Source organism: Massilia sp. 9096 (genome assembly GCF_000745265.1).
In the GTDB taxonomy this organism is placed as follows: Bacteria; Pseudomonadota; Gammaproteobacteria; order Burkholderiales; family Burkholderiaceae_D; genus Telluria.
Genome location: NZ_JQNN01000001.1, coordinates 3435067 through 3460156 on the forward strand (window position 1 = coordinate 3435067; position 25090 = coordinate 3460156).

18 protein-coding genes are annotated in these 25090 nt (G+C 62.5%); 9 read left to right on the top strand and 9 right to left on the bottom strand.

What is annotated here, in order from left to right; genetic code table 11:
- The first annotated feature begins 177 nt into the window (after positions 1 to 177).
- The 9 genes from FA90_RS14700 (at position 178) to FA90_RS25770 (ending at position 14666) form a co-directional block, all read left to right on the top strand.
- Complete coding sequence (locus FA90_RS14700) at positions 178 to 2445, top strand: glycosyltransferase family 4 protein (RefSeq protein WP_051971811.1); 2268 nt, start codon at positions 178 to 180, stop codon at positions 2443 to 2445.
- Positions 2446 to 2479: 34 nt separating this feature from the next.
- Positions 2480 to 3376, top strand: coding sequence for a sulfurtransferase (locus tag FA90_RS14705; protein WP_036169889.1), 897 nt, complete (start codon positions 2480 to 2482; stop codon positions 3374 to 3376).
- The gene (locus tag FA90_RS14710) at positions 3373 to 3651 is read left to right on the top strand and encodes a hypothetical protein (protein WP_036169891.1); all 279 of its coding nucleotides are present in this window, start codon (positions 3373 to 3375) and stop codon (positions 3649 to 3651) included. Before FA90_RS14705 ends, FA90_RS14710 begins: the two co-directional genes overlap by 4 nt.
- A gap of 17 nt (positions 3652 to 3668) precedes the next feature.
- Entirely contained in the window at positions 3669 to 6617 is a 2949-nt protein-coding gene (locus FA90_RS14715; protein ID WP_051971812.1) for a glycosyltransferase, read from the top strand.
- Positions 6618 to 7056: 439 nt separating this feature from the next.
- On the top strand, positions 7057 to 8175 hold the full coding sequence (locus FA90_RS14720) for a hypothetical protein (RefSeq protein ID WP_036169893.1): 1119 nt from the start codon (positions 7057 to 7059) through the stop codon (positions 8173 to 8175).
- On the top strand, positions 8175 to 11282 hold the full coding sequence (locus FA90_RS25070) for a glycosyltransferase (protein WP_081933866.1): 3108 nt from the start codon (positions 8175 to 8177) through the stop codon (positions 11280 to 11282). Before FA90_RS14720 ends, FA90_RS25070 begins: the two co-directional genes overlap by 1 nt.
- A 176-nt stretch (positions 11283 to 11458) precedes the next feature.
- Positions 11459 to 12259 (top strand): ABC transporter permease, encoded by an 801-nt coding sequence (locus FA90_RS14735; RefSeq protein WP_036169894.1) that lies wholly within the window; start codon positions 11459 to 11461, stop codon positions 12257 to 12259.
- Positions 12259 to 13479 carry an ABC transporter ATP-binding protein gene (locus FA90_RS14740; protein WP_036169896.1) on the top strand — a complete coding sequence of 407 codons (1221 nt, stop codon included), beginning with the start codon at positions 12259 to 12261 and terminating at the stop codon, positions 13477 to 13479. The genes FA90_RS14735 and FA90_RS14740 overlap by 1 nt, the downstream gene beginning before the upstream one ends.
- Positions 13476 to 14666, top strand: a complete 1191-nt coding sequence (locus tag FA90_RS25770) for a bifunctional 2-polyprenyl-6-hydroxyphenol methylase/3-demethylubiquinol 3-O-methyltransferase UbiG (RefSeq protein ID WP_081933867.1) — start codon at positions 13476 to 13478, stop codon at positions 14664 to 14666. Before FA90_RS14740 ends, FA90_RS25770 begins: the two co-directional genes overlap by 4 nt.
- 58 nt (positions 14667 to 14724) lie before the next feature.
- Here the strand turns inward: FA90_RS25770 and FA90_RS14750 are convergent, their stop codons facing one another.
- Genes FA90_RS14750 through FA90_RS14790 form a run of 9 tightly spaced genes read right to left on the bottom strand, consistent with a single transcriptional unit; the run spans position 14725 to position 25031 of the window.
- On the bottom strand, positions 14725 to 16110 hold the full coding sequence (locus FA90_RS14750; protein ID WP_156116716.1) for a hypothetical protein: 1386 nt from the start codon (positions 16108 to 16110) through the stop codon (positions 14725 to 14727).
- A gap of 37 nt (positions 16111 to 16147) precedes the next feature.
- Entirely contained in the window at positions 16148 to 17869 is a 1722-nt protein-coding gene (locus FA90_RS14755) for a hypothetical protein (RefSeq protein WP_036169900.1), read from the bottom strand.
- Between the two features lie 16 nt (positions 17870 to 17885).
- A complete protein-coding gene (locus tag FA90_RS14760; protein ID WP_051971814.1) occupies positions 17886 to 18905 on the bottom strand; it encodes a class II aldolase/adducin family protein in 1020 nt (339 codons plus the stop codon).
- On the bottom strand, positions 18902 to 19654 hold the full coding sequence (locus FA90_RS14765; protein WP_036169902.1) for an HAD family hydrolase: 753 nt from the start codon (positions 19652 to 19654) through the stop codon (positions 18902 to 18904). Before FA90_RS14765 ends, FA90_RS14760 begins: the two co-directional genes overlap by 4 nt.
- Positions 19648 to 21732 (bottom strand): uridine kinase, encoded by a 2085-nt coding sequence (locus FA90_RS14770; protein WP_239700749.1) that lies wholly within the window; start codon positions 21730 to 21732, stop codon positions 19648 to 19650. Before FA90_RS14770 ends, FA90_RS14765 begins: the two co-directional genes overlap by 7 nt.
- Positions 21687 to 22289 (bottom strand): phosphatidylinositol-specific phospholipase C/glycerophosphodiester phosphodiesterase family protein, encoded by a 603-nt coding sequence (locus FA90_RS14775; RefSeq protein WP_036169904.1) that lies wholly within the window; start codon positions 22287 to 22289, stop codon positions 21687 to 21689. The genes FA90_RS14770 and FA90_RS14775 overlap by 46 nt, the downstream gene beginning before the upstream one ends.
- Positions 22286 to 22981 (bottom strand): glycosyltransferase family 2 protein, encoded by a 696-nt coding sequence (locus FA90_RS14780; protein ID WP_036169906.1) that lies wholly within the window; start codon positions 22979 to 22981, stop codon positions 22286 to 22288. The genes FA90_RS14775 and FA90_RS14780 overlap by 4 nt, the downstream gene beginning before the upstream one ends.
- A complete protein-coding gene (locus FA90_RS14785) occupies positions 22978 to 23382 on the bottom strand; it encodes a GtrA family protein (protein WP_036169908.1) in 405 nt (134 codons plus the stop codon). The genes FA90_RS14780 and FA90_RS14785 overlap by 4 nt, the downstream gene beginning before the upstream one ends.
- Positions 23379 to 25031: a sugar phosphate nucleotidyltransferase gene (locus FA90_RS14790; protein WP_239700750.1), complete on the bottom strand. Its 1653-nt coding sequence runs from the start codon at positions 25029 to 25031 to the stop codon at positions 23379 to 23381. The genes FA90_RS14785 and FA90_RS14790 overlap by 4 nt, the downstream gene beginning before the upstream one ends.
- Between the last annotated feature and the right edge of the window lie 59 nt (positions 25032 to 25090).

Consider the following 25090-nt stretch of genomic DNA (forward strand, 5'->3'; position numbering starts at 1 on the left):
AACAACGGCGCTTGACGACTCGCTTCGACTTGTTTTATGAGACAAGCCCGGCGGCGGCGGCTTTGCGGCCTCCGCCGTGTCTTATAATAGCGCCCATCCGTTTCAAGCGCCCTGCCCTGCTTCTCCGATGACGATCCGTTCACCGCGCGCGCCACGTCACGCCGCGCGCCCAATCCGATGACTTCGCCGTACCTGCGCGACACCGCACACGGCACCCTGCTCGATTTGCTGATGGCTGCACCCGACGGCGACAAGCCCGCCCACAGTGCCGGTTGCAGCAGCGCCGGGCGCGCCATCGCCCTGCTGCCGCCGGCCGGTCCCGGCATCGTGCCCGCGGGCGCCGGTCCGGCGCCCAGCCGCGCCCTGCTGCGAAGCCTGGGTGCGCCGCTGATGCTGGCGGCCCGCCTGGTGATGCGCCGTCCGCCGGTGCGCCGGATGGCGCTGCGCCTCCTGAAGCACTCGCCGCGCCTGTATGCACGCGCCTACCGGATGATGATGGCCTCCGGCGGCGCCGCGCCGGCGCCGGGCGCGCGTGCCGACACCGACCGGAACGATGGGTTGTCGCCGCGCGCGCGCGCCATACTGCGCATCTTGCAGGCGCCGGCGCCCCGGGCGCCCGGGGCGCGCGCGCGCCTGGCCTTCGTCTCGCCCTTGCCGCCGGCCCGCACCGGTATCGCCGTCTACGCGGTCGAGCTGCTGGCCGAACTGATCGACGATTTCGACATCGAGCTGGTGGTGGCCCAGCCCGAGGTGACGCTGCCGCCCGCCCTTTCCCACTTGACGGTGCGCCAGGCCGACTGGTTTGCCGAGCACGGCGGCGAGTACGACCAGGTGCTCTACCAGATTGGCAACAGCCCCTTCCACAGCCATATGTTCGCGCTGCTGGAACGCCATCCCGGGGTGGCGGTGCTGCACGACTTCTTTCTCGGCGGCGCGCTCGTGCATGCCCAGATGAGCGGCGCCGATCCGCGCGCATGGAGCGATGCGCTGCGCCATTCGCACGGGTACGCAGCCGTGCTGGCCAGCCAGATGGGCGGGAGCCAGGGCCTCGCGCACAAGGATTGGCCCAGCAGCCTGCCGGTACTCGAACACGCCACCCGGACCATCGTCCATTCGCGCTACGCGCGCCAGCTGGCGGCCGACTGGTTCGGCCAGGACGCCGCGCGCGGCATCGACGTCATCCCGCATCCGCGCACGCCGCCCGCCCGCATCGACCGCGCCGCCGCGCGCGCGGCGCTCGGCATCGACGACGATTGCTTCCTGGTCTGCAGCTTCGGCTTCGTCGCACCCAACAAGCTCAATCACGAACTGCTGCGCGCATGGATCGGCGCGAACCTGCATACCGACCGCCGCTGCGCCCTGGTGCTGGCCGGCGCCAATCACGACAGCCCGTACGGCATGGAAGTCGAGGCGCTGATCCGCAGCGCCGGCCCGGACGCCAACATCCGCATCGCCGGCTGGCTCGACGACGCGGCGTACCGCCAGTATCTGCAGGCAGCCGACGTGGGCGTCCAGCTGCGCACGAATGCACACGGCGAAAGCTCGGGGGCGGTCCTCGACTGCATGAATTACGGCTTGCCGACGATCGTCAACGCCAACGGCTCGATGGCCGAATTCCCGCCGGACGCGGTGTGGCGCCTGCCGGACGAGTTCCAGGTCGGTGAACTGGGATCGGCCCTGCAAGCCTTGCGCCGCGACCCCGCATTGCGCCGCGCCTTCGGCGAGCGCGCGGTCGCCTACCTCGACGCCGGCATGCGCCCCGCGCAGTGCGCGCGCCTGTATCGCGATACGCTCGCGCGCGCGCGCGCCGCCGCGGATGCCCAACGCCAGGCCTGGTTGTCGGCCCAGGCCGCGGCCGGGCCGGCGGACGAGGATGCGCTACGCCGCCTCGCGCAACGCCTCGCGCAAGCGTCCGCACGGCCGGGCCGGCGCCAGCTGCTGGTCGACGTCAGCGATTGGAACGATGGCGGCACGCCGGATGCGCTGGCGCGGGCGCAGTTGCTCGAGCTGCTTGGGCAGGCGAGCCAGGCGGGCGTGCGGGTCGAGCAGGTGTACCTGGACGGGATCGGCGAAAGCGCGCGCTACCGCTACGCGCGCAACGCGACCGCGCGTCTGCTGGGGCTGCGCTGGCCGCCGCAGGACGAGCCGCCGGTCGATGCCGTCGCCGGCGACGTGTTGTATGCCGCCGACGCCTTGTCGCCGGCGCTGCGGGCGGCGGCGCAGGCCGGGGTGCTGGCGGCGCTGCGTGCGCGCGGGATTGCGATCCACGTGCTGCTGCGTGCCGACGCCCTGGCCGGCGAAGACGTGGCGGCGCGGCTGCGCAGCGTCGCGGACTGCGCCGACCAACTCATCTGCGCTTCGGCTTCGCAGGCACAGGAAGTCGTTCGCTTGCTGTCGCAATCCGATGCGGCTGCGGCGATTCCTCGGCAGCTTGCCGGCATATAATAGCGGTTGACTGGAATTACGCTTCTTAGCAATCATGCAAACCACACCTGATCAAACGGCGCTGGCCGGCGCCACGAGTGCCGATCATCGCTACGTCAACATCGCCGCCTACAAATTCATTTCCTTCGACGATACCGAAGAGATGCGCCCGCAGTTCCAGGCGCTGTGCACGCAGCTGCATTTGAAGGGCACGATCCTGCTGACGCCGGAAGGCATCAACATGTTCCTGTCCGGGCTGCCCGCCGACATCGAGCACTACCTGTCCTGGCTGCGCAGCGATCCGCGCTTCGCCGACATCGAAGTCAAGTACAGCTATTCGAACGAACAGTCGCACCGGCGCATGCTGGTGCGCATCAAAAAAGAAATCATCACGATGCGCATGCCGCTGATCAAGCCCGAGCTAGGCCGCGCACCTTCCGTCGAGCCGGCTACGCTCAAGCGCTGGCTCGACCAGGGCCACGACGATGCCGGCAAGCCGGTCGTGATGGTCGACACGCGCAACGATTTCGAGGTCGACGTCGGCACCTTCGACAATACCGTCGACTACCGGATCGGCAAGTTCACGGAGTTCCCGGCCGTGATCGAGCAGCACAAGGCCGATTTCGCAGGCAAGACCGTGGTGACTTTCTGCACCGGCGGCATCCGCTGCGAAAAGGCGGCGATCCACATGCAGAACATCGGCTACGACAATGTCTACCAGCTCGAGGGCGGCATCCTGAAATACTTCGAGGACGTCGGCGGCGACCATTACACGGGCGACTGCTTCGTGTTCGACTACCGCACCGCGCTCAATCCCAAGCTCGAGCCGACCGAAACCGTCCAGTGTTTCGCTTGCCGCGCCGTGGTGACGCCGCGCCAGCAGCTGGATCCGGCCTATGTGGCCGGCACATCCTGTCCGCACTGCGCGGACAAGAAGACGGCGGCGCAATGACGGCAAAGCGGCTGGCGCGCCAGCTCGTCAAGACGATCGCCTTGCGCGGGGTCGCATTCGTGGTCGCCCGGCCGCGGCTGGACGAGTTCCTGCGCCGCCAGCTCTACCGCTTCCCCGGACTGGCCGGGCGCGCACGCGCGGCCGTGGCCCGTTCGCGCCGGGCCGACTGGCAGACTTTGCCGGTCCTGCTCGCGGATGAAGCCGAACTCAGCGAAAGCGCGCGCCAGGTCTTGCAGGATCTGCGGCGCGCGCTCGAGCGCACCCGCACGCCGTAACCCTTACCGATACCCAGATGCGCATCATCCTCGACCTGCAAGCCTGCCAGGCTTCCAGCATGCACCGCGGCATTGGCCGCTATTCGATGGCGCTCGCGCTGGCCATGGCGCGCAACAGCGCGGGGCATGAGCTGCGCATCGTGCTGAACGAACACTACCCCGACAGCGCCGCTACGATCCGGGCAGCCTTCGACGGCCTGCTCCCGCAGTCGCACATCACGACCTTCGTCGCGCCGCTGCCGGTGGGCGAAGTCGATCCGCGCAACGCCTGGCGCGTGCGCACCGCCGAACGGATCCGCGAACACCACCTGGCCAGCCTGCGCCCGGACATCGTCCACGTCGCCAGCCTGTTCGAGGGGCTCGGCGACAACGTGGTGTCCTCCGCGCTGCATGGCAACGATCGCTTCGATACGGCGATCACGCTGTACGACCTGATCCCGCTGATGCGCAAGGAACGCTATCTGAGCGACCCCAACGCGGCCGCCTGGTATTACCGCAAGCTCGAGAGCCTGAAGAACGCCGCTCTGCTGCTTGCCATCTCGGGCTCGGCGCGCGAAGAAGGCATCGACCTGCTGGGATTGCCCTCGGAGCGCGTCGTGAACATCTCGTCGGCGGTCGACGCCATCTTCCAGCCACGCACGCTGGCGCCGGGCGCGCGCACCGAGCTGCTGGAGCGCCATGGCCTGAAGCGCGAATTCATCATGTACACCGGCGGCATCGACTACCGGAAGAACATCGAAGGCCTGATCGAGGCCTACGCGCTGTTGCCTGCACAGCTGCGCCGGCAGTACCAGCTGGCGGTTGTCTGCAGCGTCCATGAGCCGGATCGCCTGCGCCTGCAGCGCCTGGCGGCGAAATTCGGCCTGTCGAACGACGACCTGGTGCTGACCGGCTTCGTGTCCGACGACGACCTGGTCTCGCTCTACAACTGCACGACGCTGTTCGTATTCCCGTCGCTGCACGAGGGATTCGGCTTGCCCGCGCTGGAGGCGATGGCGTGCGGCGCGCCGGTCATCGGTTCGAACACCAGCAGCATTCCGGAAGTGATCGGGCGCAGCGATGCCATGTTCGATCCGGCCAGCGCCGGCGCGATCAGCACTGCGATGGCGGACGTGCTTGGCGACCCCAAGCGACAGGCCGAACTGCGTGCCCACGGCCTCGTTCAGGCAAGCCGCTTTTCGTGGGATGCCAGTGCCAGGCGCGCAATCGACGCGTTCGAAGAAGTCCACCGGCGCCGTCTGGCGTCGCACGGCACGAGCGTGGCCATGCCGGCTGACACGGCGCCGCGCCGGCCACGGCTGGCCTTTGTATCGCCGCTGCCGCCGGCGCGCTCCGGCATTGCCGCCTACAGTGCCGACCTGTTGCCGGAACTGGCCCGACACTACGATATCGACCTCGTGCTGGCGCAGGACAGTGTCGACGACCCTGCCCTGGACACGCGCTTCGCGCAACGCACGGTCGAGTGGTTCGACGCCAATGCGCACGTGTTCGACCACATCGTCTACCAGTTCGGCAATTCGACCTTCCATACGCATATGTTCGGCCTGCTGGAGCGTCGTCCAGGCGTAGTCGTGCTGCACGATTTCTTCCTGAGCGGCGTCATCAGCCATACCGAAGCCGACCATCATCTGCCGAATCAGTATGCCCGGTCGCTGTACCAGGCGCACGGCTACCAGGCACTGGTCGAGGAAAAACGGGAAGGCCGCACTGTCTCTTGCCAGACCTATCCGTGCAATAAATCCGTGCTCGACCGGGCAACCGGCGTGATCGTGCATTCGGCCCATGCGGTCGCGCTGGCGCGCCGCTGGTACGGCCCGGACTTCCCCGCCGACTGGCGCGTGCTGCCGCTGGTCTGCCTGCGTCCCGACCAGGGCAGCGACGTCGACCGGACCGCTGCGCGCGCCATGGACCGGGCCGAACTCGGCTTCAGCCCCGACGACTTCGTGGTGTGCTCATTCGGTATCCTGTCGGCGCCGAAATGCAACGACAGGCTGGTCGAGGCCTGGATCGACAGTGTCCTCGCACGCGATCCGCGCTGCCACCTGGTGTTCGTGGGCGAAGTCGCGCCCGGCCGCTTCGGCATCGCGCTGCGCGACCGGATCGCGGCCCATCCGCGCATCCGCATCACCGGCTATGCCAGCACCGAACTCTATCGGCGCTACCTGAATGCGGCCGATCTGGCGGTGCAATTGCGCGGCACTTCGCGTGGCGAGACCTCGGGCGCGGTATTCGACTGCCTGTCTTATGGCCTGCCCACGATCCTGAACGCCCATGGGTCGGCGGCCGAAGTGCCTGCCGGCCTCTGCCTGCGTCTCGACGACACATTTACCCAGGACGCGCTGCGCCAGGCCATGGAAGACATGCACGGCGACGCGGCGCTGCGCGACCGCCTCGGTAGCGCCGCTGCCGACTACATGAGAACGACGCACGCGCCGGTGCGTATTGCCGAGCTGTACCGCGACGCGATCGAGCAATTTGCGCGCGACAGCGAAAATGCAGCCGAGCAGAGGCTGATTGCCTCCCTGCCCGGGCTCGGAGCAGACGTACCCACGCAGGACCTGCTGCAAACCGCTGCGTCGATTGCTGCCAACCGCGCGCGCCCCCGCGTGCGTCAGTTGCTGGTCGATGTCGCCACTTTGGCGGCTGAAGATTTGGCCGGGCAAGAATGGCTGCGGGTATTGATTGCCCGACCTCCAGCCGGCTGGCGCATCGAGCCGGTGCGCCACGACGGCGCCTTCTACCGTTATGCGCGCCGTTTTACGCTCGAGCTGATCGGATGCGGTGACCTGCTGATGGAGGACGATGTCGTTGAACCCGGGAACGGCGATATGCTGCTGTTGGACGACGAGGCAAGCGCCACTGCCGTGCCGGCGAAGTGGCGCACGCGCGGCGTCGCGGTTGGCAAGATTGACTTCGCTTCGACACTGGCGCCCACGAGCACTGTACCAGCAATATCGATAGCTTAATAAGTCATTAAGTTTTACGCACTGAATAGTGTACCTCGCTGCTCGCCTAGGATATCAAACCAAGAAATGTCCATTGAATGAGCAATCGCATTTGCGCATGCTGGCGCGCGTCAAGCCAGCTCGGCCGCCCGAAGTCGAAGGGAAAGCGCTGGAGCGCAGGCTTGATCGAGACCGCAATGCGATTGGCAAGCTGCGAGCAATGGTAGAAAGTGGGTTTGTCTGCGCGTGCAACTGGACGCAACACTATTTAGCACTAAGGAAACTTTAGCCCCCCTGTTACTCAGCATAGATTACAATGTTATTCATGCATTGAGTGACCAGGAGTACTTTCTTCATACCAACGGGTTTGGGCTCACCGCCCCCGTTTTCTCTCCGGCGAAGAACCGGATAAGCCCGCTATATTGCCTGGTCATCGCCTCACGATTAAACACATATTGCGATGAGTTTCCCTTCTTACGCTCCAGCCCTGGAAGACATGGCCCTATGGCGCCTTCTCCGGCACATCACCAACGGCTTTTACATCGATATTGGTCCGCCGGAAGTCGGCGCTGAATCACACGGTCTCGCTCTGTACGAACTGGGATGGAAAGGCGTGCACGTGGTGCCTGACCTCAACGCGCTTGCGCTACCCGGCTCCGTGCAAGCCGAGCCGGCAAGGACACTCGACACCTTGTTCATTCAACTCGGCGTCGAAGCGATCCACTGCCTGCGGCTCGATCTGCGCCAAGCAGTCGCCCTGCCCTTTCCCGGCTGGACCGATGCCGCGCCGCGTCCCTGGGTGGTATTGATCTATCTGTTTGACCAGAAAGACAGCGCGCCCGCATGGGAAGCACAACTGTTTGACAAGGGCTATCTCCTGGTCGGCGCCTCGGATGACAGCCGCGCTTACGTGCATGCCGACTGCCCCTTGGCGCAAACCCTGCAGCGTGACGCAGCATCCCTATCCTCGTCCCACGAGCCGGTGGCGTCAGAACCAGCCGAGACGCCCCTGCAATACCTGCATGCCCGCATGCAGAAGGCCGAACAGGCGGCGCGCGACACTGCGCAACGCCTCGCCGAGGCCGAAGCGAAACTGGTGCAGGCCGAAGCGCGCGCCGCACAAGCGCAACTGGACACCCTTGCGGCGCTGGCCGGAGCGCGCCAGATCGCGATCCTGCAGCATCAGTTACATGATGTGTATGCCAGCACCTCCTGGCAAGTCACCAAGCCGATGCGCTGGCTATCGCGCCTGCGCCGCTCTCCTCGTACCGCGCTGCCCGAGCTGGGCAGGGTATCGCGCGCGACCACGCGCCGGCTTGGCGGTGCCGTCACGCGCCGGCTGATCGATGTCGTGCGCGCCAGCCCGAGCCTGAAACGGGTCGCCCTGCGTTTTCCGACGGTCGTACAACGCTTCCAGGGACACATCAGGGAAGAGCTGGCCACGATATCGCCGGCTGCCCAGGTCATGCCGGCGCCGGCGCCGGCCAATCGCACCACCGTGCTCGGCCCGCGCTTCCGGGCGCTCATCCTCGACGAAATCCAACGCTACGAGGACCCTCAATATCAAGGAAAGCTGTAATGCGTTTGATTTTCGATTTGTTTCCATGTCAGACGGATTCGCGCTTTCGAGGAATCGGCCGTTATACCCTGTCCCTGGCCAAGGCAATGGCGGCGCAGGCGGGCAAGCATGATCTGCGTCTGCTCGCCAACGGCCTGTATCCGCAGACGGCGGCGCGTCTGCGCGAAGCATTTGCGGGGACCGTGCCAGCCGGCGCGTACGCGACCTATACCCACCCGCCCATGGATCCCCACAATACGGATGCCTTGGAACGCGAGCAGATCGCCTCGGCCCTCATCCACGCGGGCTACCAGAGCATCGGCGCCGATGCGATACTTTGCGCCAGTCCCTTCGAAGGCTGGTGCGAGCGCGGCGTCGTGCCGCAAGGGCAAGGTAACTTTCCTGCGGGTCTGAAAGTTGCCATCCTCTACGATTTCATCCCGTGGTTGTTTCCACAACAGCACCTTGACCCCGTGCCGAATTATGCGCGGTGGTACGAGCGGCGTCTGGACGCGCTGCGGCGATACGACCTGCTGCTCGCCATTTCCGAAGCGACGCGCGCTGACGCTATCCGCCTGCTTGGATGCGCGCCCGAATCGGTGGTGAACATATCGGGCGCCGCCGATTCGATGTTCAGGAAGCTCGCGCCATCCGAGCTCGATGCGATCGACTTGCGCCGCTTTGGCATCTACCGCCCCTTCGTGCTGTACACCGGAAACGGCGACTACCGGAAAAACCTGCTCGGCATGCTGGAAGCATTCGCAAAACTGCCGCGTCAGATCCGTGCGATGCACCAACTGGTAGTCAACCAAGTAGGCGATATCGACCAGTTCAATGCGCACGTCGCGGCTTGCGGGCTGAGCAGGCATGACGTGATCGTGACCGGGCATATCACCGACAAGGAACTGGTGGCACTGTACAACCGCTGCACCGTGTTCGTCTTCCCGTCGCTGTACGAAGGATTTGGCCTGCCGGTGCTCGAGGCAATGGCATGCGGCGCCGCCGTGATTGCGGCCGACAACTCATCTATTCCGGAAGTGGCGGGCCGTCAGGACCTGCTGTTCGACGCGTCGTCGACCGAGTCGATCAAGACCAAGCTACTGCACGCCTTGGCCGACGAACCCTGGCGTACCGAGCTACAAGCATTCAGCTTGGCTCGTGCAAAACAGTTCAGCTGGGACAAGACGGCGCACCTCGCATGGCAAGCCATCGATGCCGCCGTACAGCGGCGCCAGGGCCGGTCTGCCAGGACGACTCCACACGCGCGCGTGGCCGCCCTTATTGCGCTGCCGCCCGGACTGGCGCAGGACCATGCCACGCGCACCCTGTCGAACCTGTCGGCATCGTTCAAGATCGAGATCGTTCACGAGCATGCCGAGGCCAGCCGTGCGCCTGCTGGCGATAACGTTCTGTCGCGCCGATCCCTGCCCAAGCAGTGGAACCGCTTCGATACGGTGTTCTATATTGCCACCAGGGAGACCTTGACGCCGGACCTGATTCAGTTGATCCGTTCGGCGCCGGGCGTGCTTCTGTTACAAGACTCTCCCAGCGCCGATGGTGACGCGCCGGCAGCGCTGCCCGGCACCGAGGACGAAGTCAACCTAGTACTGCGCGATGATGGTCTTCAAGGACTGGTTGCGCGACACCAGCGCCGCAGCAATCGGACCGGCTCCGCGCTGCCGCTCAGCCGCAGCCTGCTCGAGGCCGTGCATAGCCTGGTGGTGGAAGACAGCCGACTTGCTGCCGAATTGCGCCGCGACTACGGCACGCTGTTCCTGCCGGCCCTGTTCGAGCTGGCCCCGGGTGGCGCCGGCCAGGCCGCGGCGGCGAAGACGCTGGCCGACGCCATTTTGACTGCCGTCGAGCGCAATTGGCGCCGTTCGGCGAGCCAGATCGCCGCCGCATGGCGCGGCAGCGTCCCCGACAATGTCTTGCTCGACGACGTATCGCAACATGCCGAACGCAACCTGCGCCTGAACCGCACACCGCGTCTGCTCATCGACGTCACTCAACTGGCGCGCACCGATGCGCTCAGCGGCATCCAGCGCGTGGTGCGCAACATCGCGCGCGATATGTGCCAGATCGAGAACTCGACCCTGCCCGTGGAACTCGTACAGTTGCGCGACGGCGGACTGTACCGCGCCAGCGGCGTGGTCGGCTCGATCTTCGAGATCGGCGCCCATGCCTGCCCCGACGAACAGATCGACATCCAACCGGGCGACATCCTGTTCATGATCGACTCGTCGTGGGAACAGTATCCGCAGTTCTTGCCGGTCTTTGACGCCGTGCGCCAGTTCGGTGGACGCATCGTAACGGTCGTGTACGACCTGATCCCCCTACGCATGTCGCAGTTCTGCAGCGCCGGGCTGGTAGCGGTGTTCCAGCACTGGTTCCGCCTGGCGGTAAAGCACAGCGATATGCTGTTGTGCATTTCGCGTGCGGTACGCGACGACGTTAATGCCTACATCGCGGAACATGCGCTCGAGCGCGACCATGCGTTGCGCGTCGAGTACTGGCACCTCGGCGCCGATATCCTGCCGCTGGTGGCCGACGGCAGCGTGCGCCCTGCGGTAACTCGGTTGGTCGAAGAGACGTCGAGCCCCCTGTTCCTCATGGTCGGAACAATCGAGCCGCGCAAGGGTCACGCCGTCGTGCTCGATGCTTTCGAAGCGCTGTGGACGAGCGGCAGCCAGGCGCGCCTGTGCTGGGCTGGCAAGGAAGGCTGGGAAGTCGATGCATTGATGGCGCGGGTACGGAATCACCCGGAACTTGGCAAGCGCTTTCATTTCATTGAACGCTTCTCGGACGCCGAAATCAACCTGTGCTATGCGCATGCGCATGCGCTCATCGCCGCCTCGGTCGCCGAAGGCTATGGTCTGCCGATCGTCGAAGCCGCCCAGCATCAGGTCCCGGTACTGGCGAGCGATATCGCGGTGTTCCGAGAAGTGGCCGGCGATGGCGCACGTTACTTTCCGGTCGGGGACCGACAGGCGCTGGCTGCACTGGTGGGCGAATTCATGGGTTACGATGCCGACATGCGCGGTTCGATGGCGGGGCGCGTACCCATCCTCACTTGGCAGGAAAGCGCTGCATGGGCATTACGTCTGATTTATTCAACGTTCGATTAAGCTACAGTGGTCTTGCTCGATGAGCGCTTCCTGACGAAGTGCGCTCATCGGGCACGACCGTTTACAATGTTGACTTGTTTCAACCCAACAAATCCAATGCGTAACATTTTTTCGATTGCAGCACCACCACCCTTACTGCCCTCACAGCCTTCCGACCGTATGCGAGAAACGGTACGATGATCACGTTCGCCACCATCGACAGTATCTGGCGTTACCGCGGCTTTATCAGCGGCAGCGTCAAACGGGAATTCCAGAACAAATACCGCAATTCGCTGCTGGGTGCGGCCTGGACCGTGCTCAACCCGCTGGCGATGATCATCGTATATACGGTGATTTTTTCGGAAGTCATGGGCAACCGACTACGAGGGGTCAACTCGACGTTTGCATACAGTATCTATCTTTGCGCGGGTACACTGACCTGGGCACTGTTTGCGGAAATCACCGGTCGCAGCCAGACCGTGTTCCTCGAACACGCGAACCTGATCAAGAAGCTTCAATTTCCGCGCCTTTGCCTGCCGATCATCGTGGTCCTGAATGCCTGTGTCAACTTCGGCATCATTTTTGGACTGTTCACGCTGTTCCTTGTAGTGTCCGGCACTTTCCCCGGATGGATTTACTTGGCGATATTCCCGGTCTTGCTCATCCAGATCCTGTTCGCGATCGGACTGGGCATGATTCTCGGGGTAATGAACGTGTTTTTCCGCGACGTCGGCCAGTTTTTCTCGATTTTGCTGCAATTCTGGTTCTGGTTTACGCCGATCGTGTATCCGGTGACGACCTTGCCTCCGGCCGCCCGGGATCTGCTCGGCTGGAATCCCATGGTGCCGATCATTACTTCTTATCAGAACATACTGTTGTACGGCCATGCGCCGCAGTGGGGTTCGCTGCTGCCGGTGACGTTACTGGCTGCCGTTCTGTGCATTCTAGGTATGAAAATATTCCGCAAACGCGCGGGTGAAATGGTGGATGAGCTGTAATGGGAAGTATTCGCGTCAACAAGTTAGGCAAGGCCTACAAGCAATACGATAACCGGTGGGGGCGGCTCTTGGAGTGGGTATTCCCTTTCCTAGGGCCGCGGCACCGACAGAAATGGGTGTTGCAGGACATCAGCTTCCAATTGGCTCCGGGTGAAGCCGTCGGTATCATCGGCATCAACGGTGCGGGCAAAAGTACCCTGCTCAAGCTGATCACCGGGACGGCCCAGCCGACGACCGGCAGCGTCGTCATGGACGGGCGAGTCGCCGCCCTGCTCGAGCTTGGCATGGGTTTCCATGCTGATTTTACGGGGCGCCAGAATGCGTACATGGCCGGCCAGCTGATCGGACTGACGGTCGATGAGATTACGACCCTGATGCCGCAGATTGAGGAATTCGCCGATATCGGCGAATACATCGACCAGCCGGTGCGAGTGTACTCGTCCGGCATGCAGATGCGCCTCGCCTTCAGTGTCGCGACAGTGAAACGGCCGGACATTCTGATCGTCGACGAAGCACTGTCGGTAGGTGACGCCTACTTCCAGCACAAGAGCTTCGACCGCATCCGCCAGTTCCGGCAGCTGGGCACCACCCTGCTCATCGTCAGCCACGACCGCACCGCAATGCAATCCATCTGCGACCGTGCGATCCTGCTCGACGGCGGTTTTCTGGCCAAGCAAGGAAGTCCGGAAGAAGTCATGGATTACTATAATGCGCTGATCGCGGAGCGCGAAGGTTCCAGCATCAAGCAAGTTGTGACGACCGAGGGACGCGTGCAGACCAGTTCGGGCAGTGGGGAAGCGCAGGTCACCGATATCACTCTGGAGAACGAACAGGGCTCGCCATCGGAAATCGTGAATGTCGGTGCGCCGGTCACGCTGCGCATCAAGGTACGCATCAATGCGCCTGTACCGCGCCTCGTGATCGGCTACATGATCAAAGATCGCCTGGGACAGCAAATTTTCGGCACCAATACCCATCACCTGGAGAAGCCTCTCACCGACCTGCAGGCCGGCGACACCGTGGATTACGTATTCCGGTTTCCGCTCAACCTCGGCCCGGGCAGCTATTCTGTCACAACCGCCCTGACCAGCAATGAAACCCACCTGGCCAACAATTACGAATGGCGCGACCTGGCCTTCCTGTTCATCGTCATGAACATGAATCGGCGTCATTTCGTGGGCACGAACTGGATTGAACCTGAGGTAGAAATCGTACGATGAGCGAACAATTTTATCGAGCTTTTGAAGATCGCTATCGTGGATCGCGCGAACTGATCAAGGATCGGCTGCGCGTCTATCTCGACTTCGTGTCGCCGCTGGCGGCCCTGTCGCAACCGCCGAGTGCGGTGGACCTGGGCTGCGGCCGCGGCGAATGGCTCGAGCTTCTTTCGGAGCAGGGCTTCGCAGCCCGCGGGGTCGATCTCGACACCGGCATGCTGGCTGCCTGCCGAGAACGCGGCTTGTCGGTCGACACGATGGATGCGATCAGCGCCCTGAAATCGCTTCCGGAGAACAGCGTAGCTGTCGTTTCGGCCTTCCACCTGGTCGAACACCTGCCATTCGCAGCCCTGCAAGAGCTGGTCACCGAAGCCATGCGCGTGCTGCAGCCGGGCGGCTTGTTGATCATGGAAACCCCGAATCCGGAGAATCCGATGGTCGGCGCATGCAGGTTCTATCTCGACCCGTCTCACGTCAAGCCAATACCGCCGCTACTGCTGGCATTCCTGGCGGAATATGCCGGCTTCGCGCTTACCAAAATCGTGCGTCTGCAGGAGGATCCAGCTCTGCATACGGACCAGCCGCTTCGGCTGATCAATGTTTTCGACGGCGCCAGTCCGGACTACAGCGTCGTGGCACAGAAGGCGGCTCCGGAAGCGGTGCTCCAACTGTTCGAACAACAATTTGCGCGGAACTTCGGCCTGTCGTTGGGCGATCTCGCGGAGCGCTTCGACCAGGCGCGCACGCAACAATACCGTCAGCTGTCGGACGCTACTGGGCAAAACTATCTGCATTTGTCAGACAAGGTCGAGCAGCAATACCAGACATTGCTGGCTCAGCAGCACACGCAGGAAGCAAAAAGCAACACGCTGAGCGAACAGATTGCAGCTTCGGTAGCGAAGTACGATAGCGATCAGATGGCGACGACGATGCAATTGGCGAACTCTAGCAGCCTGCTCTTGCAGGTGCAGGCGCGCGAGATGGAGTTGAACAAAAAGGTAGTCGAGATCGGGCAACAACTGGCTGTTATCGAAACCCGCTTCGCTGAAAAGGAGTCGAGCATGGGCCAGTTGCAGGCAGAGCTGGCTTCGACCAGGCTCCTGCTCGAAGCGACCTTCGCCAGCACGTCATGGCGTCTCACGAAGCCGCTACGTTGGCTGGGCGGCCTGGTTCGACGCCCCCGCCGCTGACGCGATGCGCCAGTGCGGAGCCCGGCCACGCGTGTGGGCTCCGCAAAAGGATAGATCTTTATTTTGACGTGAAGATCAACACGGTATCGCAATTCCCGTAAAGCCTTTTTCCCTTCAGACCATCTTCGCTGGGATAGCGGTCCCGGATTAGATGGCGGGCGCCAATGAGCTGGACGTCAGCCGTATAAGCCGCAGGCTCAGCCCAGTTATAAACCCGGCCCGCACTCTTCAGTTCGAAACCGAATTCGGTAAGATTAAATACCGTCGTAGGCGCAAGTTCGTCGATTTTTTGTTGAAGACAAGACGTAATCTCAGTGCGCTTACCCATGATACGGATTTGTTCCGCTTTTTGAGCAGCCTGGTCCATGATCAACGGCAGATGCTCAGCGGTGTTGATCAAGACTACACCAAAAATGCCGAGGATTAACCACTTCGGTACACCCTTATCGCCTGTACGCGCCACGGCATAGAGCAGAATCGGGAAGAATGTGATCCAGTACCAGCCGTAGAAAGTCTGGGTCCGTACATTGATCCAAACAAAGGCAGCAACTGTCAAAGCGAGCGCCGCGAAAATACGCGGTTGTCTGGCCAGGATTCCCAGCGCCACAAGCAAGAACGGGATCGGCATCAGGCTGAACTGCATTGCACCGCCAGAAAATACGGAATCCCATTCCCAGCGGGTGGTAAGCAAGGCGTCGTTCACCCGCGCCACGGTCATGACGGTGCCAGGGTTAGATTGATTACGCAATTCATGCACGATGGCAATGATGGGCGGACTGGCAAACAACAACGCGAGTGAAAATCCAGCTGCAAGAACTGGAACGGCGCGCAGCTTTGCGAGCATTGGCTTGCCAGGCTGGATCGTAAACTGCGCGACGAAAAAGATCAGCGCAGGCAGAGTGCTGATCTTGGTCCCCACTGCCAAGCCAAGGGCGATGGCGCACAACAGCAGACGCTCGCGCGCGAACGCGTGGAGCGCCACTGCCACCAGAAACATACATGGGATTTCCGGGGCGATCAATTTGCCGGTCCACCAAGAGATCGGAAAACTCAACCACAGCAACACCACGGCCAGCTTCAAGCGTGGCGCCTCCATCGTGCGTACGATGAGATAAGGCGTAAGCACAAACATTACCAGCACCGCCAAGCGTGCGAGATAGGCCGAGCCAAGGAGTTTCAGGCCGCCCCAAAAGATCGACCCATACGCAAACGGCGGTGTAGCAACAAAGAAATCGCGCCAGTTCGTAGTCTTTGCGATGCGCAGGAAGTTCAGTTCGTCGGGAACCGCCGCATCCGCATGCAAAAACACATAGGCGCTGTACAACGCCCAGCCCAGAAATGGTAGAAATGCATCGGATGAAAGCGTCGAACGCAGTTCATGCACCAAGCGGCTTAGCAGCGACCCCGGGCGCGCCAAGGCGGGAGAAAATGAAGATGGGCTCATACTTGATAAAGTCCTGTCTCGCAGACTGCCACCGATGTCATCTGTCCAGCACTAATCCGATACCAGCGCCAACCTGGGGATTCGCCTGGTAGAACCATGCGCAGCCTTCCTGCACGGGACTGAGACGCAGCGTCAAGCCGGCTTTGTCCGGCACTGGCACGAACACGTCGACATTAGCGGTCTGCCCTGGCATTACGGCCCCAGGCAGAGCCGAACGGATGCCATCCACGATCGTTTGGCCATTACCATCGTTCCAGTGGTAGCTCATAAATACACCACCGATCGCATGATCCGAGACAAACGGAAAATCGCCGGTATTCGTCAGGGCGACGTTGATGACCATCCGGTCTTGATTGCCCAGTGCCGCCGCCCATCCGGGCGCCTTGAGCAAGGTGATCTTGTTAACCCGTATGTCAGCCCGGTAGTTGCCGAAACACGCAATCGGCTGGCCGGCCGGCACCAGGGACATCCTGGTGTACTGGTCTTCGTAGGTTGGTTGAGCGAGCACGCGCTGCAAGATGTTGATCGTATTGCTGTAGACCAGCGCTAACGCGAGCAACGCATACGATACACCCTTCAACATATGGCCAGCACCGGAGACCGACAGCATCATCGGCACCAAGAAGAAGAAGACCGCGGCCGCTTTCATGTAACCGCTGTAGTGGCTGGTCACGGTCGGACCAAAACAAAGGTAAAGCAAGGTGAAGAACAGTGTGGGCAACGCGATGCTTCGCGCCAGTTCGCGCTGTACGCCCGAACGTTGCCGCATGGTCTGGACAGCACTCCATAACGCCACCGCCAGCACGATCAGGAACAGCAGCAGGTTCACGGCCTCACTCGCGCCAAAGTCGAGCCTTGCATTCGATGCATTGCCATGAAGCGCGGTCACATAGCTATGGCCCCAGGCGACCAGAGGCAGGCCGAGAATGCCGGAAGCTTGCGCTGAAGGCGGAATCCCGAAGTGCCGGGTAACGTAGACATGCCAAGCCACCGCGACGATGCCCGGCACCAGCAGCAGGTAAGCATGATCCTGGCGCAAGCGACCGAGGATACGCTGCGGCATATTGGCGATGCCACCACTGCGCAGCACCGACAACAACAGGAACAATAATGCTGCCGACGGGAACACCGCGTAGACTTCACGTGAGAGCGCCGAGAACGTGAACGGAATAAATGCCCAACCGGATAGGCGTGAAAACAGCAAGGCCAGGCTCAGGATAAGGAAGGCGTCGGCCGCAGCGTCCGGTAAGGCGTTGAACAAGGTAAGTTGGGTGCCAACGCTGAATGACCACAACAGAATCAGCCAGGGCTGGGCATCATAGCGGGCGAGTAGACGCGCTCCTGCCACGGTGGCGGCAACGATCAGGAGCAGATACGAAACGAAGAAGGTGACGGGCGATACCCAATGCTGCCCCGTCAGCCTCGCGACGATGGCTGCGTACAGCGACAAGCCAATGCGCTGATAGCGATAAGACGGCGAATCGATATGCTGGCTCGCATCCCTGCGCGCCAGCAGATCGTTCGACATGTAATAGTAGAATTGGCCATCCCAGCCGCTTTCCTTCGGCCCGTAGAGGGGGCGGATGCCGTGCGCGCTCACCTCAGCCGGTACGCCAAACATCTGGCTCGACAGGATGTGGTTGTCAATATTTCCTTTCAGGGTACGCGCAGCATACACCCCGAACAAGCTCAGGGTAACGACTAGAAAGACAAGCGCGGCGGCGAGGCTAGCGCGGTAGGTTGCCCAAAACGTTTTCATGAGATTTCCGAGCTGGTTATTTCGACAGGCTCATCCGATACCGCTCGGCATCCCAGTTCAGCAGTGCGCCGATTTCGGAGGCGCCAAGGGGATGCAGGACATGCTGCGGCGCTTGGCGCACGATGACGTCAGCATAGCAGCGCAGCTGCACCTGCTTGGCCTTACTGAATCCGGGCGCCGCGTAGACTCCGACATCGCGCACGAAAGCCAGCTCAGGCGCATGGGCGCCAGCGGCTTGCGCGAGCGCGTCGGTATCGGCGACGACGTACGCCTCGGGTCCGAGGAACACCACGTGGTCGGGATATAGCACCCACTCGCGCTCCAGGCGCGCGCGCAGTGCCGGTTCGGTCGCCAGACGCTGCACCACTGCATCTTCCAGCAGTGCGTACGTGGTCGTGCCGGCGGCCAGTTCGGCCGGCGCAGCCGCGGCCGGGGCAGCCGCGGCGAGCGGGTTGGCCAGCGCCGTCGTCAGCACAGCCAGCGCCGCCTCGACTTGCGCGATATCGGCGCCGCCGATCACGACGCCGTGATTCTGCAGGAACACGACACTGGCCTCGGCTCCGGCCAGCGCCTGGGCGACCGCCTCGGCCAGCTCGGCACCAGGCTTACGATACGGGACACCAGCCCACGCGATGCCGCTGCTATCCAGCGCTTGTTGCAGTCCATCCAGCCAATCGGCGCGCACCAGGTGCGCCAGCACTTCGACCGCATGCACATGCACCACAACCGGGTGCGGCATCAGCGAGTGCAGCATCGTCTCGATCGACGGCCGCAGGCCAGAGTCACCGAGCGCCTTCGGGCTGGCGGAAAACTCGCCGGCCGCGACTGCGTCGCGCAGGTGGGCCAGGTCGACGGGCACAAAGATGTCCTCCTGCGCCGCCTCGGACAGCCAAGTGCCAGAGGCTTTGATCCAGAGGACGTCTCTCTCTTTCCACGAAACGTTGCCGCCAGCCCCCTGCACCAGCAGCGGGTCGGCGCCTGCGCGCGCGCAGAAGTCGACGATGGCGGCGCGGATGGCCGTGTCGGACGTCTTCATTGCTCGCCTCCCAATCGCGCGATCAGACGCCGAAGTTCACCGAAATCATTGAAGCTCGCGTCCGGCGCGCCAGGGCCTGTCCCGACCGGCGTGCCCTCGTGTACCTTCTGCAGCGTGACGGCATTGATTTTTTCGCGCGCACCCTGGATATCGTTGACCGGATTATCGCCGATCATCCAGATGCGGTTGCCTTTCGGGCGCATCTTTTGCAGCGCGATCTCGAACGGCGCCGCGTGCGGCTTGTCGAAACCGGCTTCCTCGCTGGTGACGATGAAGTCGAAGTAGTGGTCGAGGCCGAAGTACACCACCTTACGGAACTGGATCTGGGCCGTCAGGTCGGTCACGATCGCGGTCGGTACGCCGAGCAGGCGTAAGTCGTCCAGCAGTTCCTTAACTTCGTCGAACAGAATGGCGTTGCTCAGGAAGGTGCGCCAGTAGGTCTGCTCGAAGTCCAGCGCCAGCAGCACCTGCGAGCCGAGACCCATGATCTCCAGCATGCGCTGCAAGTACAGCAGGCGGCTGTGCGAGGACGCGGTATGCGCTAGGCGCGTCTTGACTTCGGTGCGCGCCTGTTTGAAGGCGGCATCGAACTGTTCCGGTGCGATCGAGAAGCGCGCCACGACCTTGTCGCGCACGGCCGCGTAGGCGGCGGCGTGGGCCGGGTCGTACGGGTACAGCGTGTTGTCCGTGTCGAACAGGATCGCGTCGGGCAAGCGGTCGAAGCGCTCGGCGGAATAGACTTTTACCATATGAATCGTTTCGTAAGTGCTTGATTAATGTGAGACAGCGTAATCAGCTGCATCAGTCCCATGACGCCATCCTTCCAGTCGGGCTTGATGTCGAGGAAGTCGAACACGCGAGGCGAGATCATGCGCGCGGCCATCTCGATGTCCTGGGCGCTGGTTTCGCCTTCGATGGTGAGCTGGACGTCATAGCCGTCCTTGCTGACCTCCATATCGACGTGTAGGCCGCAGACGCCGACCAGTACCCGCGTCAGGGACAGCTCGTTGAGGCCGTGGCGCGAACGCACCGCGAGCTTGAAGCGCAACTCGGTCCGGGACTTGAGTTCGTCCAGCATGCGTGGATGGATCGGCTGCAGCGAAAACACCAAGTCCGCGTAGTTGGCCTGCGGACGGATGAAACGCGCCGAATCCGGCTCGCGGCGCTGGAACGAGGTTAGCACCTTTTCTAGCGTGTGCCCGCGCTTGTGGACGTCACGCTCGATCTTGAAATGGCGGCGTAGGCCTTCGTCGATGTCCAGGTAGACGCTCAGGTTGTAAACCTCGCGCAGGATCGGCAGGTACAGCGCATGCAGGCCGCTGGCGATGATGAAGTCGTTGCTGCGCGTGACGAACGGACGGCTCATGCGGCCGGTAGCGTGGTTGTAGTGGCGCGCATTGATTGACTTGCCGTCAGTCAGCGTCACCAGGTCGTTGGCGAAGCCTTCCAGGTCATTGGCCATCGGATTCAGGTGGGTCATCACCTGCCACATCGGCTTCTGGCGGTCCCACAAGTGGTAATCGTCGCCCGACAGCGTGGTCACCGAGTGGCCACCGAACAGACCCTTGATGGAGTCCGAGAAGGTGTCCTTGCCGGCGCCGGAATCGCCGGCGATGCCGATCACGAAGGGCTTGCGGCTGAGGCGGAAGTAATCGTTGCGGCTGACGCTCTCGCGCCAGATGCGTACCGCCAGCACGATGCCGGCCGCGACCATGGCAGTGTGGACCAGCGAGGTCAGCACACGCGTTCCGGGCATCACCAGCCAGGCATCGTCGAGGATGATCAGCGTGCCCACCGTGCCATGGCTCAGCAGGAAGCTGCCGAACACATACAGCACAGAGAACAGCGACGTCAACACGATGCCGACGCGATCAGTGCTGGCCTGGAAGGCGACGAGCAGCGGCAAGGCCCAGATGAACCAGCCCGGCGAAGCTGGCGTCATCAACACGACGAGCAAGAAAGCGATCCCCATCAACGCATTGAACAGCTCGAAATTGATGCGGCGGATGCGCCATGTAGCATACAGCATCAGCAGGTACACGAAAGGCACCAAGTAGATCAGCGAGCCGTCCAAGCTGAACGCCAGGCGGTAGATCTTACCCATCTCCGGGTTCGTGAACAGCATGGCGACGCCGGCGCCCGAGAACAGGAACGGCAGGATCGTCACGACCGCGCCCGCGACGAGGCCGCGCACGAAGAATTGCAGGTGATGGCGGATCGGACGATTATGCAGAAGGTAGATGATAAAGAACGGCAGTGCGATCACCATGCTCAGCTTGGCCGAGATCGCAGCCATGCACACCGCGCCAGCCCAAGCCAGGCGCGCCTGCCGTACCAAGTACAGCGACAAGGTCAAGAACAGCACGGGCAGCAGGTCGTTGAAGCCGAACACATAGCTGGCAACGATGACGATCGGCGACATCCAATATGCCGCCAGCAGCAACCGGTTGGTCGCGCTCAGCATGGCGCGCAGCAGTGCCAGCAGACCGATATCGGCGCCGATCAGCGTCACCCCGTACCCCACCGCGAGCGGAATGCCGGTCAATTTGCACAGCAGGCTGGCCGGCAGGAACGCCAGCCACATCACATAGCCATACGGGAAGGCAGCCGGCGCGCCTCCTTGTTCGAGCCAGAGCCGCCACGGGTCGAGGCTAATGTGCGAGGTGCTGACGTCGAGGAAAGGAACATACCATTGGCTTACCGGCGTCGGCAGAACGAGCAGAACGAGCAATACGCGGATCGCGAGGCCGAGCAGGAACAGCGGATTCAGAACAGTGGTTTTCATGCCGCGGTCGACGCTTCCCACAGATCGGGACGTTTGGTGCAAACGGCATCGGCGACGATGCCGCGCTGTCGCAGAAGTGCCATCAGCTGGGGAATTTCGGTATCGGCCGGACGGCCCTGCAATTCTGGCGACACCAGGCACAGCTTGAATCCGGCATCCTTCAGGCGCTGAGCGTCGGCGCGCTCTAGCGGAAAGCGGGTGAAGCAATCGACCCACACCCACTCGACCTTGCCAGCCAGCGTCAGCGCGGTCTCGACGGCCTCGAATTCCGATACGCGGACGGCGCAGCGGCGCTCACCCAGCTTCGACCACTTCACCAGGAATGGAAAGGACTGGTCGAGAAAAAAGTAATCGTCGATGCCGTGCTGGCGCATCAGTTCGATCAGGCGAGCTTCCAACCCCTCTTCCTTGACGTTCAGAATCAAGGTGCCGTGACGGTACTCGGCGATCCAGGCGTCGAAGGATTCGCCGTCGACGAAGGCGTCGTGATGGATGATAAGCTCGGGACCGCAGCTGCGAATGTCGACCTCGACGCCGTATTGGGTCGGGGTGGCGGCTAGTTCGGCGCGCGTGTTGCGGCGATGGGAGATGAGTTTCATGACTTGATCTTTTGTTTCAATTGCAGGCTGAAATCGACGGTACGGCGGATGAACTTGCGCTTGGCGGCCCAATTGACGTTCCAGTTCGACACACCATGCGCACGCTCGCCGAAATGGACTGGGAAGCGGACTACCTTCGAGCGCTGGCGACGTGCTTCGAAATAAGCGTAGAGGTCGAGCGAGAAGTCGTGTGGCGGCTCGGCCCAGGTATCGAAGAAACGGCGCGAAAACATTGTCGGCTGGGCGTTGATGTCCCAGAAGCGGCTGCCGAGCAGTACGGTCTCGAACAAGCTCATGCCCATGGTGAAAGCGACATCGGCCATTGGCCGGCCATAGCGGCGGCCCTTGACGAAGGCATCCATTCCGTGGCGTTCGAACAGCGCCAGGCCGCGCAGGGCATCCTGCGGATCGGTCTGCATGTCGGCGTGGGTCCAACCGAGGATTTCGCCTTTGGCCGCGCGCAGACCGCTGAGAATGCCGAAACCGTACCCCTGGTTCTTTTCCACGCGCACACTGCGACAGCCCGGATACGCCGGCAGCAGACGGCGCAGCACATCGGGGCTGGTGTCGGTCGAGCCGTTGTCGACCAAGATGACTTCGACGTCGGGACTAGCCAATCCCTTGCAGCGTTCCAGCAGCAAGGGCAAGTTCGCCGCTTCGTTATAGCAGGGAATTACAAGCGAAAATTTCACGTGGACTCCGGATGAATTGTGACCCTGAAGACGAACAGTTTCATGCCAAGAAAATTCAGGCAGGTCGACACGCCGGTGGCCGCCAGGAACGCGAGCTGCACCGCAAAACCAGTGCCGGCCAGGAAACGCAACGCTGTGGCGTTGACCGACACGTTGGTACCGAGCGTCACCGCATACAGCAAAGCAAAGCGCCAGGCGGTGCCGGGCCGATGGCTGCGATGGCCGAAGGTCCAGGCGCGGTTGGCGAAATAGGCAAATACGGTGCCGGCCAGGAAGCCGACGGCCTTGGCGCCTCCGGTCCAGACCATGCCGCTCCAGAGTAGGCCACGGTAGGTCAGGAAATCGACCAGGACCGTCAGCGAGCCGACCACCAGGAAAACCAGCAGCTCCCGACGAATCATGCAGGCGTGCCCGGCGCCTCGGGCAGGATCGCCCGGTATCGTTCTTCCAGCGACGCCACGGCGGCTTGCGGAATATGGCCGTCGAGTTCGAGGCGGTACGGATGGCTGGCCCATTTGTGGAAGCACGACTGCCAGTACTCGAAGCTGCGCAAGTCGTTCGGGGTGCCCCATGACAGCAGGTTGTCGACTTCGAACAGGCGGCACTGCATGCCCAGTTCGATCGCGTCGTTGAGGCACGAATCGAGGTAGAACTCGCCGTTGACGCGGCCATCGCGCGCGATCAGGCGATCGACTACGCGACGCACGTCCGCGGCGCGGCGGAAGGTGAAAGTGCCCACCACGATCGGATCGGCAGCCGGGTTGGACAAGGGCTGCTTGACAGAGATCGACTTGATGACGCCGTCGGGCGCATCGATCCAGCCGAACATCTGCGGGTGGCGAACCGCATTGGCCAAGCCGCGTGCGCCCCAGACGATCACGTCGACGTCCGGATTGGCCGCCAGCGCAGCAAATGCGGCTTGGTCGTACAACTGGCCGTTGTCGCAGGCGCCGAAGGTAATGGGCTCGAGACCGGCGCCGGCGGCGCGCTCGAGCGCGTCCAGGCCGATCATCGCGGTGCATGCCTGGCCTTCAGTGACCGCCGGGATCGTTTCGATGATCGCGTTCGGGTACAACTGTGTCAGCTCTTCGGTGACCTGCTCGAATCCCGGCATGTCGCTGCGCAGGACGAACACGTGATGCGCAGCAGCCGGCAAGTCGTGGGTCGCTTGGGCCACCATCGACCGTCCCGACACGGGTATCAACGGCTTGGTGACGGTGTAGCCTTCCTTGGCGAAGCGCTGGCCGAGGCCGGCCATCGGGACGATCACCGAACCGGTGGCAGCCGGACGCGTCTGATCCGGGCCGATCAGACGGCGGAAAGCCGACGACCAGCCGTTGTATTCGGCGACATCGTCGGGCGTGCCCCATTGCATGAAGTGCTGCAGCGGATAGACCGCAACTTTGGCGCCCGACGCGAGCAGCGGCTTGTAGGCCAGACTGACGTAATATTCGCCGCCGACGTTGATGTTCTGCTCCATCGTCTGGCGGAACATCTCGCTCATCAGGGCGCCCGAAGCGAAGTAATACGTGCCGCTGGACGCATATTCTTCCATGCGGTTCGAAGTGTACGGCTGCTTTTCCTGGATATCCTCGACCCAGCCGGCAGTTTCGCGCATGTAGGCGTAGTTGGTGCTGCCGAGGGTATGTGGATGAAAACCTTTATAGGCCGGCAGGCAGCCGTCGCAGCTAGTGCTGGCGACGAATGCCTTGAAATGCGCCCAATCCCAGTAGCAGGTGAAGTCGCAATAGTTGACCACCACCGGGCGCTGCGGATCGATCAAATGCTCGACTTGGCGTACCGCGTGGATTGGGCCAAGCTTGTGCGCAGGAATACCGACGATGCGGCCGGTTGGGCACAATTCGCGAAGAATGGATTCCATCCGGAATGTCGGTTCGGACAAATGGTCCTGATTGCAGATGAAGATGAAATCATGCTCACCCGGGAACATATCGACTACGTGCGCGATGATCGGCTTGCCGTCGATTTCAATCAGAGGCTTCGGCACTGCATATCCGGCACGGCGAAAACGTTCACCGAAACCCGACATTGGAATAACGATTTGCAAGGAAACACCTATCTCGTTTAGGTTGTTTTTCGGTCGATTAT